This window comes from Streptomyces scabichelini, assembly GCF_011045015.1.
GTDB lineage: Bacteria > Actinomycetota > Actinomycetes > Streptomycetales > Streptomycetaceae > Streptomyces > Streptomyces scabichelini.
The window spans coordinates 1-15,201 of the sequence record NZ_JAAKZY010000239.1; the positions used below are offsets into that span (position 1 = coordinate 1).

The 15,201-nt window shown below is 70.8% G+C and carries 13 protein-coding genes; 9 read left to right on the forward strand and 4 right to left on the reverse strand.

Annotated features, from left to right (window positions below; all coding sequences use genetic code 11):
• The coding region (locus tag G5C60_RS42890) for a PucR family transcriptional regulator ligand-binding domain-containing protein (protein WP_241267484.1) at window positions 1-644 on the reverse strand (644 nt) is incomplete at its 3' end.
• A 127-nt stretch (window positions 645-771) separates the two neighbouring features.
• Here G5C60_RS42890 and G5C60_RS42895 point away from each other — a divergent pair.
• The 9 genes from G5C60_RS42895 (at window position 772) to G5C60_RS42935 (ending at window position 11,360) form a co-directional block, all read left to right on the forward strand.
• Window positions 772-2,232: a sodium:solute symporter family transporter gene (locus G5C60_RS42895; RefSeq protein WP_165268265.1), complete on the forward strand. Its 1,461-nt coding sequence runs from the start codon at window positions 772-774 to the stop codon at window positions 2,230-2,232.
• Between the two features lie 65 nt (window positions 2,233-2,297).
• The gene (speB, locus tag G5C60_RS42900; protein ID WP_165268267.1) at window positions 2,298-3,287 is read left to right on the forward strand and encodes an agmatinase; all 990 of its coding nucleotides are present in this window, start codon (window positions 2,298-2,300) and stop codon (window positions 3,285-3,287) included.
• Window positions 3,284-4,978 (forward strand): thiamine pyrophosphate-dependent enzyme, encoded by a 1,695-nt coding sequence (locus G5C60_RS42905; RefSeq protein WP_165268269.1) that lies wholly within the window; start codon window positions 3,284-3,286, stop codon window positions 4,976-4,978. Before speB ends, G5C60_RS42905 begins: the two co-directional genes overlap by 4 nt.
• 144 nt (window positions 4,979-5,122) lie before the next feature.
• Window positions 5,123-6,250 carry a methyltransferase domain-containing protein gene (locus G5C60_RS42910; RefSeq protein ID WP_165268271.1) on the forward strand — a complete coding sequence of 376 codons (1,128 nt, stop codon included), beginning with the start codon at window positions 5,123-5,125 and terminating at the stop codon, window positions 6,248-6,250.
• Between the two features lie 89 nt (window positions 6,251-6,339).
• On the forward strand, window positions 6,340-6,981 hold the full coding sequence (locus G5C60_RS42915; protein WP_165268273.1) for a sigma-70 family RNA polymerase sigma factor: 642 nt from the start codon (window positions 6,340-6,342) through the stop codon (window positions 6,979-6,981).
• Window positions 6,978-7,553, forward strand: coding sequence for a hypothetical protein (locus G5C60_RS42920; protein ID WP_165268275.1), 576 nt, complete (start codon window positions 6,978-6,980; stop codon window positions 7,551-7,553). The genes G5C60_RS42915 and G5C60_RS42920 overlap by 4 nt, the downstream gene beginning before the upstream one ends.
• A gap of 120 nt (window positions 7,554-7,673) precedes the next feature.
• Window positions 7,674-8,852 carry an acyltransferase family protein gene (locus tag G5C60_RS42925; protein ID WP_338146086.1) on the forward strand — a complete coding sequence of 393 codons (1,179 nt, stop codon included), beginning with the start codon at window positions 7,674-7,676 and terminating at the stop codon, window positions 8,850-8,852.
• 161 nt (window positions 8,853-9,013) lie between these two features.
• Complete coding sequence (locus G5C60_RS42930) at window positions 9,014-10,387, forward strand: phytase (RefSeq protein ID WP_165268277.1); 1,374 nt, start codon at window positions 9,014-9,016, stop codon at window positions 10,385-10,387.
• A 184-nt stretch (window positions 10,388-10,571) separates the two neighbouring features.
• On the forward strand, window positions 10,572-11,360 hold the full coding sequence (locus tag G5C60_RS42935) for a phosphatase (RefSeq protein ID WP_165268279.1): 789 nt from the start codon (window positions 10,572-10,574) through the stop codon (window positions 11,358-11,360).
• 127 nt (window positions 11,361-11,487) lie between these two features.
• Here the strand turns inward: G5C60_RS42935 and G5C60_RS42940 are convergent, their stop codons facing one another.
• The 3 genes from G5C60_RS42940 to G5C60_RS42950 all read right to left on the reverse strand — a co-directional run.
• A complete protein-coding gene (locus G5C60_RS42940) occupies window positions 11,488-12,714 on the reverse strand; it encodes an MFS transporter (protein ID WP_165268281.1) in 1,227 nt (408 codons plus the stop codon).
• Entirely contained in the window at window positions 12,707-13,276 is a 570-nt protein-coding gene (locus tag G5C60_RS42945; protein WP_165268283.1) for a flavoprotein, read from the reverse strand. Before G5C60_RS42945 ends, G5C60_RS42940 begins: the two co-directional genes overlap by 8 nt.
• On the reverse strand, window positions 13,269-15,201 hold a 1,933-nt coding region (locus tag G5C60_RS42950), incomplete at its 5' end, for a lanthionine synthetase LanC family protein (RefSeq protein ID WP_165268285.1). The genes G5C60_RS42950 and G5C60_RS42945, both read right to left, overlap by 8 nt.

Below are 15,201 nucleotides of genomic sequence, written 5' to 3' on the forward strand. Positions count from 1 at the left end.
GGTTTCCCCGCCTCCAACAGCGCCTGCGCCTCGTCGACGCTCGCTTCAGGCGTGCGTACGACCCCTTCGGGCTGCCGCTCCACCCCGTCGGCCCCGTACAGCACCGCCCGGCCGCCCACCCGCTGAGCCAGTTGCCGCAGGACCGACGGCACCGGGTCCTGCCGGGAGGCCGCCGCGGCCAGGCTCTGCTGGGCCTCGGTCACGCGGCGCAGCTCCGTGTGCCGGGCCTGGGCCATGAGCTGCCAGACCGCCCGGGCCACGCCCGAGAAGGTGGTGCGGGGCGGGACCTCGAGAAGCGGCAGGCCGTAGTGGTCGCAGGCCGCGACGAGCGCGCGCGGGACCGTGTCGTGGACCGGCGCAAGGCCGAAGCCGAGGGCCGCGCCGCCCGCCTCGACGATCCGCGAGACGTAGTCGTCGAAGTACGTGCCCGAACCTGCCGCCTCCGGGATGTGGACGCCGGCCGTCAGCAGCAGCTCGCCGCCGAGCAGATACGGGTACGGGTCCGCCATCTCCGAGGTGTGCGCCCAGTGGATCACCGTGGCCGAATCCTCCGGCCCCGCGATCTGCCGCAGGCCCAGGTCCTCGCGGGCCAGCAGTGCCGCCAGGGGCACCGGTGGCGTGGGAGGAACGGCCGGGTCCCGCATGGTGTGCGTTCCCTCCACTCGACACGCCGCGAATGGATGAAACGTACACTTCGCAGTCGCTTTCCGGCCACCTAGTGTCGATGCTCGTCACCCGCCGGCGACATCGAGTTCGACCGAGGAGGGCCCCGTGGCCGTCGACTACACAGTCATCGTCGTCTATCTGGCAGGCATGCTGGCCATGGGCTGGTGGGGCATGCGCCGCGCCAGGTCGAAGAGCGAGTTCCTGGTGGCGGGCCGCCGCCTCGGCCCCACCATGTACTCCGGCACCATGGCCGCGATCGTCCTCGGCGGCGCGTCCACGATCGGCGGCGTCGGCCTCGGGTACCAGTACGGGCTCTCCGGCGCCTGGATGGTCTTCACCATCGGCCTCGGGCTTCTCGCCCTGTCCGTCTTCTTCTCGGCCCGCATCGCCCGGCTCAAGGTCTACACCGTCTCCGAGATGCTCGATCTCCGGTACGGCGGCCGGGCAGGGGTCATCTCCGGTGTCGTCATGTGGGCGTACACGCTGATGCTCGCGGTCACGTCCACCATCGCGTACGCCACGATCTTCGACGTCCTCTTCGACATGAACCGCACGATCGCGATCGTCCTCGGCGGCTCCATCGTGGTCGCGTACTCGACGCTCGGCGGCATGTGGTCCATCACGCTGACGGACATGGTGCAGTTCGTGGTGAAGACCGTCGGGGTGCTGCTGCTCCTGCTCCCGATCGCGGTCGTCAAGGCGGGCGGCTTCGGCGAGATGCGGGACGAGCTGCCGACGTCGTACTTCGACCCGCTGGGCATCGGCGGCGAGACGATCTTCACGTACGTTCTCATCTACACCTTCGGCATGCTGATCGGGCAGGACATCTGGCAGCGCGTGTTCACCGCGCGCAGCGACCGGACCGCCAGGTGGGGCGGCACGATCGCGGGCACCTACTGCCTGGCGTACGCGCTCGCCGGCGCCGTCATCGGCACGGCGGCCAAGGTGCTCTACCCGAAGCTGGGCAGCGCGGACGACGCCTTCGCGACCATCGTGAAGGACGAACTCCCCGTCGGCGTACGGGGATTGGTGCTCGCTGCGGCCCTGGCGGCCGTGATGTCGACGTCCTCGGGCGCCCTCATCGCCTGCGCGACCGTCGCGAACAACGACATCTGGTCGCGGTTGCGGGGGATCGTGCGGGCGGAAGGCGAGGAGGAGGACGAGGTCAGGGGAAACAGGGCCTTCATCCTCATCATGGGCATCGCCGTGATCTGTACGGCCATCGCGCTCAACAACGTCGTCGAGGCCCTGACCGTCGCGTACAACCTCCTCGTCGGCGGCCTCCTCGTCCCCATCCTCGGCGGCCTGCTGTGGAAGCGCGGCACCGCCCAGGGCGCGCTGGCGTCCGTCACGGTCGGCGGCCTCGCGGTCATCGTCCTGATGGCGACGTACGGAATCCTCGCCAACGAGCCCATCTACTACGGACTGCTGTCCTCGCTGGCCACGTACGTGATCGTCTCGCTGGCCACCCCCGCGACCGACGCGGCGGTGCTGGCCGCGTGGCGTGAGCGGCTGGCCGGGCGGTCGCCCGAACCCGCGTCCGAACCGATCCCGGCTCCCCAGTAGAGTCGCAACCAGTAGGACAAGTAGTGCATACGCGACGAAACGTATGCAGGAAGAAGGCAGTTCCCATGAGCAGCAACGAGAGCCCCGCAGCCGACGGCAGCCAACCCCGCGGCCCCGTCGACTCGTCCCGCATTCCGCGATACGCGGGTCCCGCGACCTTCGCCCGGCTGCCCCGCCTCGACGAGGTCGGCCGCACCGACGTCGCCGTCGTGGGCGTGCCGTTCGACTCGGGTGTCTCGTACCGGCCGGGTGCCCGCTTCGGCGGGAACGCGATCCGGGAGGCCTCGCGTCTGCTGCGCCCGTACAACCCGGCGCAGGACGCGTCCCCGTTCGCGCTGGCCCAGGTCGCGGACGCGGGAGACATCGCGGCCAACCCGTTCGACATCAACGAGGCCGTGGAGACGGTGGAGGGCGCTGCCGACGAGCTCCTGTCGACCGGCGCCCGTCTCATGACCCTCGGCGGCGACCACACCATCGCGCTCCCGCTCCTGCGCTCGGTCGCGAAGCGGCACGGTCCGGTTGCCCTGCTCCACTTCGACGCGCACCTCGACACCTGGGACACGTACTTCGGCGCGGAGTACACGCACGGCACGCCGTTCCGCCGGGCCGTGGAGGAGGGCATCCTCGACACCTCGGCGCTCTCGCACGTCGGTACGCGCGGTCCGCTGTACGGCAGGAAGGACCTGGACGACGACGAGAAGATGGGCTTCGGCATCGTGACGTCGGCGGACGTGATGCGACGCGGCGTGGACGAGGTGGCGGACCAGCTGCGGCAGCGCATCGGCGACCGCCCGCTCTACATATCCATCGACATAGACGTCCTCGACCCGGCGCACGCGCCCGGCACGGGGACGCCGGAGGCGGGCGGCCTGACGTCGCGCGAACTCCTGGAGATTCTGCGGGGGTTGGCGTCCTGCAACCTGGTCTCGGCGGACGTCGTGGAGGTCGCGCCCGCGTACGATCACGCCGAGATCACGTCGGTCGCCGCGTCCCACACGGCGTACGAACTGACGACGATCATGTCCCGCCAGATTGCAGAGGCCCGCTCGAAGTGACTCACGACCACGACCTGGTGCTCCGCCCGACCGCCGCCCAGACGGAGGCGGCGCTGAACCCTCCCCCCGGCCGAAGCGGCGGAGACCTGGTCGTGGAGACGCTGGCGGCGCTCGGTGCGACGACGGTCTTCGGCCTGCCAGGCCAGCACGCGCTGGGCATGTTCGACGCGCTGCGCCGCTCGGACCTCAGGTACATCGGCCTGCGGGTGGAGAACAACGCGGGGTTCGCGGCGGACGCGTACGGCCGCATCACCGGCGAGGCGGCCCCGCTGCTCCTTTCGACGGGCCCGGGCGCGCTGACGTCGCTGGCGGCCCTTCAGGAGGCCGCGGCCGCTTCCGCCCCCGTCCTGGCGATCAGCAGCCAGATCCCGACGGCCGGCCTTGGCGGCGGCCGCCACGGCTATCTGCACGAACTCCCCGACCAGGCAGCCTCGTTCAGGGGTGTGGTCAAGTCGGTCCACACCGTGCGGACCCAGTCACAGATCCCCTCCGCGGTCGAGGCGGCCTGGAAGTCGGCGCTGACGGCCCCGCACGGGCCGGTGTGGGTGGAGATCCCGCAGGACGTGCTGCTGGCCGAGACGGCGATCCCGGTGGTGACGGGCGGCGACGCCTTCCCCGAGGAGCTGCCTCCGCGCCCCGAACTGACGGCCGTGGCCGCCGACCTGCTGTCCCGTGCCGCCCGTCCGGCGATCATCGCGGGCGGGGGAGTCGTACGGGCGGACGCGTCGGGCAAGCTGAAGCAGCTGGCCGAAGCACTGAACGCCCCCGTGGTCACCACGCCCGGCGGCAAGGGCGCCTTCCCCTGGACGCACCCCCTCTCACTCCAGGCCTGGATCGAGGACCGCCACACCACGGACTTCCTGGAGGACGCGGACGTACTCCTGGTGGTCGGCTCGGGCCTCGGCGAACTCTCCTCGAACTACCACACGTTCAAGCCGCGCGGCCGGGTCGTCCAGATCGAGGCGGACCTCGGCAAGCTGGAGTCCAACCATCCGGCGCTGGGCATCCACGCGGACGCACGACTGGCGTTGCAGGCCCTGCTGGAAACGGTGGACGAGCGCGCGGACCCGTCCGCCGCGGAGCGTGTGCGTACGGTGCTCGGCCTCGTGCGTGAGCGCATCGACGCGCAGGAACTCACCCTGGAACAGCGGGTGTTGACCGCCGTCCGCACGGCGTTGCCTGACCGGTCGCCGAGCTTCTGGGACATGACGATCCTCGCGTACTGGGCCTGGTCGGCCTTCGACGCCCGCCACCCGAACACCATGCACTCCGCCCAGGGCGCGGGCGGCCTCGGCTACGCCTTCCCGGCGGCACTGGGCGCCGCGGCGGCGGACCCCACCCACCCGGTCCTCGCGGTCTCCGGCGACGGCGGCGCCCTGTACTCCATCGCCGAACTGGCCACAGCGAAGCAGCATGCGTTCAACGTCACCTGGTTGATCGTCGACGACGGCGGCTACGGCATCCTCCGCGAGTACATGACGGACGCCTTCGGCGAGACGACGGCGACAGAGGCGACAGAGCTGTCACGCCCGGACTACGTGGCGCTGGCCGAGTCGTTCGGGGTGCCAGGACTCCGTACGACTCCGGAGACCCTCGAAGCGGACCTGTCCAAGTCCCTGACGACACCCGGCCCTTCGGTGGTCGTCCTGCCGGCGGTGCTCCGGATGTTCGCACCTACGCACCTGGGCTGACAGGCCTAGACTGTCGCTCATGACGTACACGTTCTTCTTCCACCTGCGTTAGCCGCCGCCGGCGAAGCGAGGATCCCCCGTCGCCGGCGATGCGGGGCGGCGAAGCGCTGCCCCGAGTGCTGACGTGGGAGAAGAACGATCACCATGCACACGCCCCTCGTGGCGCGCTGCGTCCGCGGCCTCGAGTCCACGGTCGCCGCCGAGGTTCTGGCATCCGGGCTCGGCGTCGTCACCGGCCTGCGCCACCGCGAGGTCCATTTCCGGGCTTCCTGGCCCGCGCCCATGCTGCGCACCGCGGACGACGTCTTCCTGCTCGCCGCCCAGCGGGCCGACATCGGGACGACGAAGCACGGCCTCCAGGCCCTCGCCGAACTCGCCGAACTCGCCGACACCGACCGCCTGTTGCGCCTCCGCCGCGGCCTGACCGCATCGGACGAGCTCACCGGCATCGACGTCTCGGCCTCCTTCCTCGGCCGACGCACCTTCAACCGCTATGACGCCGAGGATGTCGTCGGCCCGGCCCTGGCACGGCGGCTCGGCGTCCCCTACCACTCGCGCCGCACAGGCGTCGCGTCCCCGCCGGGCCACTGGGGATGGCGGCTGACCCTGGACGGCACGCGAGCCACGCTCATGCTGCGGATCACCGACCAACCGCAGCATCGCCGCGCGTACAAGCGCCGGACCATCCCGGGCACCCTGCACCCGCCACTGGCCGCCGCCATGGCCGCGATGGCCGACATCAGCCCTGGTCAGGTCGTCGTCGACCCGTGCTGCGGCGCCGGCACCCTGCTGATCGAGGCGGCGCTCGCGCAGCCGGGCGCCCATTTCCACGGCTTCGACCTGTCCCCCGACGCGATCACCGCTGCCCGCGCCAACGCCGTCGCCCTGCCCGACACCGTCGGCCTGCCCATCGCCATCGACCGCTCCGACGCCGGCCGCCTGCCCCTTCCCGACGCGGGCGTCGACCGTGTCCTGTGCAACCCACCCTGGGGGACCCAGGCCCCTGCCCGCGGCCTGATCGCGAACACCCCCTCGCGCTGGTGGACGGAGCTGCGCCGCGTCCTCGCCCCGGACGGCAGGGCCGTGCTCCTCCTCCCCGACCCCGAGGCCCTGGGCACCGCCCTGCGGCACCGCCTGACCCCCTTGCACATTCAGCGTGTCCGCGTCTCCGGCGCCCAGCCGTTCATCGTCCACCTGGCACCGAAGGACGAGAACGTGCGCCGCCGCACCACCGGCGTACGGGACGGCCCCACGGCGCGGGGAAACCCGTGAGCCCGCCGTCCGGGGCCGAGAATGCTGTAACGCTTTTCGCGCCCCGGTCCAAGAACAGGTGAAGTGCCTGCGACGAGAAGGAGACGCCAGTGGACGGCGCGGAACGGTTACGGGGTGGGCCTGCCGCGGCAGTACGCGACCCGCAGCTCTTCGAAGCGTTCTATCGGCGCCACGTGGACGCCGTGATGCGCTTCGTGGCCCGGCGCGTCGACGACCCCCACACCGCGGCCGACCTGACGGCCGAGATCTTCCTCGCCGTCCTCGACTCGGCCCACACCTACCGCCCGCGCCTCGGCAGCGAGACGGCCTGGCTGTACGGCATCGCCCGCAACGTCGTGTCGTCCGAGCGCCGCCGCGTGGCCCGGGAGGCCGAACGCGATCTGCGCCTGTCCGGGCGGCGGTTGCTGGAGGCCGACGACATCGCCCGCCTTGAGGACAAGGTGGACGCGGAGAGCCCCGGGCGGCGCGTACTGGCCGCGCTCGCAAGGCTCCCCGAGGGCGAGCGGGCCGTCATGGAGCTGGTCGCGGTGGACCAGCTCACGGTCACGGAGGCGGCGGCCGCGCTGGGCATCCGCCAGGTCACGGCCCGGGTCCGACTCCACCGGGCGCGCAAGGCGCTGCGGGGAGAGGCGGACTCCGAGGCCGGGGCGGACTCCAGGCCCGAGGTCCGCTCCAAGACCGTGGAGACGCCGGACGCATCACTGTTGTACGTGGTCAGGGGAGAGGCATGAGCACGCGGACGACGTTCGAGGACCGACTGCTGGACGAACTGAAGCGGGAGATCGAGCGGCGCGAGCCCAAGCCGAACCCTTGCGCTCCTTCCGCTCCTTCCGCACGCCGTCTGGTCACGCCGCGCCGCATCGCCCTCGCCGCGACGGCCTGTGCGCTGGCCGGGCTCGCCGTCGTGTTCGTGCCCGGTTCAGCGGCCGACTCGAAGGCGTACGCGGTGGAGGGCAACGGCGACGGCAGCGTCACGCTGACCATCAAGGATCAGGACATCGGCATCGAGGCCCAGCTTGAACTCGCGAGCCAGATGCGTCCGTGGGGCATTCAAGTGAAGGTGGTTGCTCCCACCTGCGAGTCCAAGTCGTGGGGCACCCATGCAGTCCTCGATCTCAAGTCGATCACCAAGCAGGGCGTCGCTGTACCCGTCCGCGCCTGGTCGGTCACCCTGCATCGAGGCCAAGAGCTGGTCCTCGAGAACACTGCCAGGCCGTTGACCAAGGACGAGATCAAACACTACGAAGTCCAGCCCTGCGGCCCTGTGAACCCCACCCCGCCCGGCAACTCGCCGACGGACTAGCCGAGGCGCCTCCACGTGGAACCCGCACCCTCCGCTCCTCCAGACCTCAAGTCGTCACTGTCCGCATCTCCACGATTACCCAAAGTCGTCGCCTCGACCGGCTCGCCCCGCTCGGGCTGGCTGGACGCGTTGCGCGGCATCGCCGCACTGGTCGTGGTGTTCGACCACACGTCGTACGCCTTCATGCCGGAGTTCCGGCGGGAGTTGATGCCGGAGTTCAACACCAGCCGGTACGGCATCATGGTGTTCTTCCTGGTGAGCGGCTACATCATCCCGGCGTCGCTGGAACGCCGGGGCTGCGTCCGGACGTTCTGGATCGGACGGATCTTCCGCATCTACCCGCTGTGGGCGGCCGTCGTCATCCTGCTCCTCGCCCTCAAACTGATGGGCATCGCGGAGATCCGCGCCGACTTCGGCGGGCAGAGCGCTGCCACGGTGGCCGTCGCCCATGTCACCCTGCTCCAAGAGCTGCTGGGGACGCCCAATCTTCTCCTCGTCCTGTGGACGCTCTCGTACGAGATGGCCTTCTACCTGCTGGTCGTCGCTCTCTTCACGGTCCGCCTGCACCAGCGGTCGGCAGCGGTCGCCGTCACGCTGGCCGTACTCGCCGCCGTGAGCGCGACGGCAACGGGCATGCTGCCGGTCTCCGCCCTCTCGGGCACGGTCGGCACCGGCCCGCTGATCGCGTTCGCCTCGATCGCCATGGTGGTCGCCATCTGCTGCGCGAGCGCCAGGTCACCCGCGCTTCGCTTGTTCGGCGGCGTGCTGGGCGGGGTGCCGGCGCTCGCCCTGGTCCCTTTCAACGGCACGGTCCCCATGTGGGAGAGCCTGGTGATCCTCGCCGTGATGTTCCTCGGCACGGCCGTCTACCGAGCCGAGATCGGGCAGAGCACGTGGCGGTGCGCGGCCTGCACAGCCGCCGTGGTGCTGGCTTGCGCCGTGGGGAGTGCGTACCGGCACGGCGACGGGTCCCACTTCACACGGCGCGGCTGGATCGTGGCCTTCCTGCTGGCCGGACTCACCTTCGGTGTCGGACTGGCGTTGCGGCGACGGCGGATACCACGCCTGCTGAGCGGACTGGGAACGATCAGCTACTCGGTCTACCTGGTGCATCCGGTGCTGCTGGCGGTGTCGGACGGCACGATCGGCCGGTGGCGGCGGGACACTCTCGTACTCGAAGTGGCCTTCTGTGCCGTGCTGTTGCCGCTGTGCGTGCTGACCCACCGTTACATCGAAGCGCCGGGCCGGACATGGGGCCGAAAGCTGGGTTCCCGGTCAGGCCGCGCGGAGCCACCGTGACGAGAGCCCGTGCCACACAGCGTCCCGTGATCGTTTCGCCGGCATGTCATGCCTGTGCATGTGCTCGGCGGCGGAAGTTCACTGGCGGGGCTTAGCTTCCGAGATCGCCGCCCCTCCCCCGCAGTGCTTCGATTGACTTGTTCCTGACAGAGGAGCCCCATATGGAAGCCTCCAGACTTCCCTGGTCCCACCGGGTCGACCGCACCCGTGTCCCCGCCGTACTCGCCGCCCTGCTGCTCGTCGGCTCCGCCCCGGCCGCGCTGGCCGACTCGGCGGCACAGCCGGTGGCGACCACCGCGTCCGTGGAGACCCCGGCGGTGTACGACGACGAGGCCGGCGGCGACGCCGACGCGGACGACCCGGCGGTGTGGGTGGACCCCGCCGACCCCTCACGCAGCGTCGTCCTGGGAACACTCAAGAACGCGGGCCTTGACGTGTACGGCCTGAACGGGCAGCGGCTGCAGCACATCGCCACCCCGGTCGCGCCGAGCCCGGACGCCGAACCGGGCCGGTTCAACAACGTCGACGTCGTCTACGGTTTCGACCTCGGTGGGAAGAAGACCGACCTGGCCCTCGTCAGCGACCGAGGCCGGGACCGTATCCGGATCTACGCCATCGACCCGAAGGCCGTGGCAGAGGGCCGTCCCCCGCTGACCGACGTCACCGCCGCCACGGTGGCCCCGGTCTTCTCCGCCTCGGAGGCGGCGGTGGACGAGCAGCGCACCGCCTACGGACTGGCCGCGTACGTGGACGACGGCGACGTGTACGTCGTGGTCAGCCGCCGCTCCGAGACCCGCCTGAAGCTGTTGAAGCTGACCGCGAGCAACGGCAAGGTCGGCTACCGCACCGCGGACACCATCGACATGCCCGGCTCGTTCACGCTGCCCGACGGCACGCGGTGGACGCCGTGCGCCGACCCGGGAGACCGCCCGCAGTTCGAGGGCATGGCCGTCGACCAGGAGACGCACGTGCTGTACGCGGCACAGGAGGACGTCGGCCTGTGGCGGATCCCCCTGGACGACGCGGAGTTCGACAAGCCTGCCCTTCTCGACAAGGTCCGCGAGTACGGCGTCCCGTGGACCTACGACGCGGCGGAGGAGGAGTGCGTGATCGACACGGCGAACGACCCCGGCTACGGCGGCACCCACCTGTCGGCCGACGCCGAGGGCATCACGGTGTACCACGCGGCCGACGGCAAGGGCTACGTCCTCGCCTCGAGCCAGGGCGACAACACCTTCGCCGTGTACCAGCGCGACGGCCGCAACGCCTATGTAGGCCAGTACGAGATCACCGACGGCCCGGCGACCGACGGTGTGCAGGAGTCCGACGGCGCCACCGTGGTCAACGTCCCGCTGGGCGGGGCGTTCCCCAAGGGCCTGCTGGTCACGCACGACGGCCAGGCGACCCCGGAGAACGGCGACCGGGACGCCACGAACTTCAAGTTCGTCCGCTGGGACACGCTGGCCTCGGCCTTCCCCACCCCGCTGACGGTCGACACGCGGTCCTTCGACCCGCGTGACTCCAACGACGGCTGACAGACGACGGCGGCCGGCGGCCCGAAGCGCGACAGAAGCACGAAAGAAGCGCCGCCCGCGGCCGGCCACCGGCCCGGCCGCGGGTGACCAGGCACGTGACGCCCGTCCCAGGAGGTACGTGACCCCCGTCCCAGGCTGCGGGACACCAGTTCACCGCGCGGAGCGCACCGGCAGAATAGGAGCCATGCCGATACCCGGGACCCCCAGCCGCGCCGAGCTCGTCGACCACCTCGTACGGACGCGTATCGCGGGAGACGTCGCCACTCCCCGCGAGAACAACCTCTCCCACTACCGCAAACTGGCGAACGGCGACCGCAACTTCTGGCTCGGCCTTGAGCTCGGTGACCGCTGGACCGACGAGCAGGACGTGCTCGCGGTGATGGCGGAGCGCTGCGGCGTGAACGACGACCCGGAGTACCGGCACGGCCAGGACACCATCGATCCGGAGCTGACGGTCGACGCCCTGGACCGGATGGCGTCACGGCTGCGCAAGGCGGCGGCCGGGAAGCAGCGGGTGCTGTTCGCCACGGGGCACCCGGGCGGGCTTCTCGACGTGCACCGGGAGACCGCCGCGGCGCTGCGTGCCGCCGGCTGCGAGATCATGGTGATTCCGGAGGGGTTGCAGGCGGACGAGGCGTACGTCTTCCAGTTCGCGGACGTCGCCGTGCTGGAGCGGGGCGCCACCCTGTGGCACACGCATTCCGGCGAACCGATGCGTGCCATCCTGGATGGGCTCGAGCAGGAGGGGCGGCCGCTCCCCGACCTGGTCGTCGCCGACCACGGCTGGGCGGGCGCCGCGGGCCAGCTCGGCATCGACTCCATGGGGTACGCCGACTGCAACGACCCCGCCCTCTTCATCGCCGAGTCCGAAGGCACCGTCCAGGTGACGGTCCCCCTCGACGACCACGTCACGAGTCCTCGTCATTACGACCCGATGACGGCGTATCTGCTGTCGGAGGCGGGCCTGACCTAAGCGGCCTTCGTTAAGTCCGGTGCGGTACCGCGCCCCGTAAGGGGCGCGGGGCTGTGTCAATTTGCGGCTCCGCCGCGCGGGCGCGACCAGCTGGTGTCGCGCCGGACAAGGAGGCGGGCCGGGCTCCTCACCGCCGGTCGGCGACCGGCACGAGGGCCGCCGAGCGTCGGAACTGCGGGACGGCACTCATGACCAGCACCACCGCGAACACCACCACATGGACCCACATGGCACCGCGCGCGGACCCTGTCTCGACGAGCCAGCCGGTGGCGAGCGCGGCGAAGGGGTACAGCGATCCGCCGATGAGGAACAGGGAACTGTGCACGCGGCCCATCAACTCGTCCGGAACCAACGCGTACACCCGGGCATTCTTCGGCACCACGATGATGGGCGAGAGGAACGCGATCCCGGCTGTGCACACCGTCAGCGCCACCGGGCCCGGAGACAGCGCGCCGCCCACGCCGAGCGCCACGATCAGAGCCGTCGCCGTGCGGATCAGACGGTCCTCGTCGGTGTTGTGGAAACGCGGTGCGAGCACCGCCCCCGCCAGCCCCGCGGTCGCCATGACCGTCAGCGAAACGCCCAGACTCAGACCGCCGTTCCGGCTCCCCACCACGAGAATCAGGACAAAACCGACGCCGGCTGTCGCGAAGTTCATCAGCGCGGACCAGCCGATCATCAGCAGGAGGTAGCGGGAACGGGCGACGAACCGCAGGCCGACAGCGATGTCGCCCCGCACCGACGCGGCGGTTCTCCGGCCGCCGCCCAGCCGTGCCCTTACCCGCAGGAGAAGACCCAGTGCCACGACGTAGGACAGGGCGTCCAGGACGAACGGCACGGCCGGGTGCAACCCGTAGAGAACGGCACCGATCAGAGGGCCGACCAACAGCACCGCGTTGCGCTGGGCGTGCCCCAGGGCGAGTGCCGCGGGACGCTGCTTCTCGGGGACGAGTTGCGGCACGGCCGCCGTCGAGGCCAGGTCGCCCAGTGCTGTGAGCATCCCCTCCAGCGACATGAGGACGACGATCACCCAGATCGTTCCGTCAGGACGGGCCAGTGCCACCGCGCCCACACCGGCCAGGGCCGCCGCCCGTCCCGTGTCCGCGGCCAACATGATCGACCGGCGGTCGAACCGGTCCGCCATGACGCCACCGGGCAACTGCACCGCGTAGAACAGCAGCATGCGGGTGGTGGCCACCAGCCCGGCGGCCGCCGGTGATCCCGTCTGCTGGAGCACGAACAGGGGCAGGGCCAGACTGGTGAGCTGCGAACCGAGCGTGGAGAGAGTGGAGCCGATCCACAGGAGCCGGAAGTCGGCGAGCCGCAGCACAGCCGCCCAGCCGCGGTCACTCATGCCGTTCCCTCGCAGTGAGCTCCTTCCACCAGGCGGTGATCACTTCTACTGCGGGGTCCGGTCCCGGCATGATCACGCTGGGGACGATCCGTCGCTGCCAGATCTCGTACGCCTCACCCGGCGACGGGTCCACGACCGTGTGCCCCTCGGCGCGGAGCTCGGCGACATGACGGCGCACCGACGACCGGGTCCACATGGTCCGGTTCATGCTCGGGAAGAACAGGACCGGCGGTGCGGCGACCAGCAGTGCCGTCTGGGCCGGGGTGCCGGCCAGGCCGAGGGCCGCGCAGGCCAGTGTGTTGGCGCTCGCCGGCAGGACGGTGACGCCCCGTGACCGTGACGCGAACTCGGTCGGGTTGAGCCCGGCGGTGTCACTGGTCAGACACTCGTCGGCGTACCAGCCCACCACCTCGGGCCGCACGAAGCGTTCGGCGGAGGTGGTGAGCAGCACCCGTACCGGAATCCGCGGCAGGGCTCGTCGCACCCTGGAGAGGTAGGCGGGCAGCGAGACCGCGGCACTCGCTCCGCACGCGATCACACCCAGGGCATCGTCGTCAGGCATCGGTGCCTCCGGGCAGCAGCTGGTCCAGGGTGTAGTTGAAGTTCGCGCCGCCTCGGTGGACGCGGTCGAGGGTCAGGGCGATCCCCGCGCTGCCGGTGGCGTAGTCCGTGCTGAACCGCACGAAGCCCTCGCCGGGGAAGGCGATGCCCTCCCGCTGTTCGCAGGCCAGGCTCGCGATGGCCGCGGACGCGTTCAGGGCGATGGTCCTGCCCTCCGACAGGCCCAGCAGGTCCGCGCAGTCCTGGCCGAAGTTGGCCATGCCGGCCATGCCCGTGAACAGGCCGGGGCTGACGCTGAGCCCACCGGCCCGCGAGCGCAGCAGACGTTCCAGCACGGATCGCAGCCGTTCCTCTCCGGTCACCCGGCAGTACCGGACGAGTGTCGTGCCGATGCCGGAGGCGCCGCGTGACCAGTACGGTGTGGCCGCTCCGCCACCGACGCTCTGCGGGAAGGACAGCATGCCCTCGTCGTGCTCGATCGCCTGGGCCAGGTCGTGGGCCAGCGCCCGTCGGCCGATGCGCAGGAACGCCTCGTCACCGGTGGCCCGGTACAGGTACAGCAGGAACAGCGCGACTCCCGACGACCCGTAGTCGTAGCCGACGGGCTGCCTGCCGCCGCGCGGGTCGGGCCAGTACAGCCCCGTGCCGGTGTCGCGGGCGTCCGCGAGGAGCGACCGGCCGATCCGCTCCGCCGCCGCGAGCAGTGTGGTGTCGCCCGTGGAGTCCCACCCCGCCAGGCAGGCCATGCCCACGCCCGCTCGCCCCGCCATGATGTCGGCGGCCGGCAGCGGATCCCGGTCGATCAGCCGGATCATCCGGTCCATGATCTCCAGGCCCCGGTCCGGTTCCCCGGCGTCGCACAGGGTCCAGGCCACGCCGGCCATGCCCGTGTACAGACCGGGAGGCACCTGGTCCAGGCCGTCCGCGGTGCGGGACATCCATTCGCGGGCGGCCTCCGGGATCCTTCCGGTGATCCGGTGCAGCGCTCGCAGCACTCCGGCCGCGCCGTAGGCGACGGACCACGGGTTGGTGCCGAACACCCGGGGATCGGCGGGGAAGAGGCGGTCGTCGCGGTCAGGGCTCATCACCGCCTCGATGAACCGGACGCAGCCCTGGACGACGGCGCCCGAGTCCGAGAGGTCTGTGAGCGGTGGGTCGTCCGGCAGGCCGAGGCGGGCCAGCAGGTCGTCGACCGGTTCGTCGAGCAGGCCGGCCATATGACGGGTCGAGCGGGCGAGTGCCGCGCTGTCGAGATCGCGCAGCGTGTTCCGTGGCATGGTCATGGCGAGTCTGACGCAGTCGACCCCGAACAGGTCGAAGGCCCGGCCGTTCCCGGTGAAGGTCTCCCGTGCCGGAGCGAAGCCGGAGGTGAACGGGTAGAGGTTCTGCGGTCCGTCGATCGGGCGTACCGACTCGAAGTCGATCAACCGCACCCGGCGCGTGTCGGGATCCACCTTGATGTTGGTGATGGACAGGTCCCCGTAGGTGAGGCCCGCCTCGTGGCAGGTGGTCACCGCGTGACGCACACCCGCTACCACCTCCTCCACGGCCTCCCGGTACTCCTTGATCGCCTCCGGACGTCGGTCGTTCAGGGTCATGGGATGGTGGGCTCCGATGAAACTGATGAGCGCCATGGCGTCGATGTACTCCTCCGCCAGGAAGAGGTGCTCCCACTCCTCGAACAGCTCGATCGGCTCGGGGGCGACGCCGGTGCCCTTGAGCCTGTTCAGCGCGTCGAACTCCCGGCGCAGTCGCCCCTGGGCGTCCGAACCGTCGTCGGCGAAACCGGTGTGCGGGCGCGCCTCCTTGAGCACCACTGGGAGGCCGTCGCCGATCCGCTCGGCCAGGTATATGCCGCCCGTACCCGCGTAGTGCAGGGGCCTGAGCACCCGGTAGTTCCGGATCGGGCCGCCCCCGCCCCCGGTC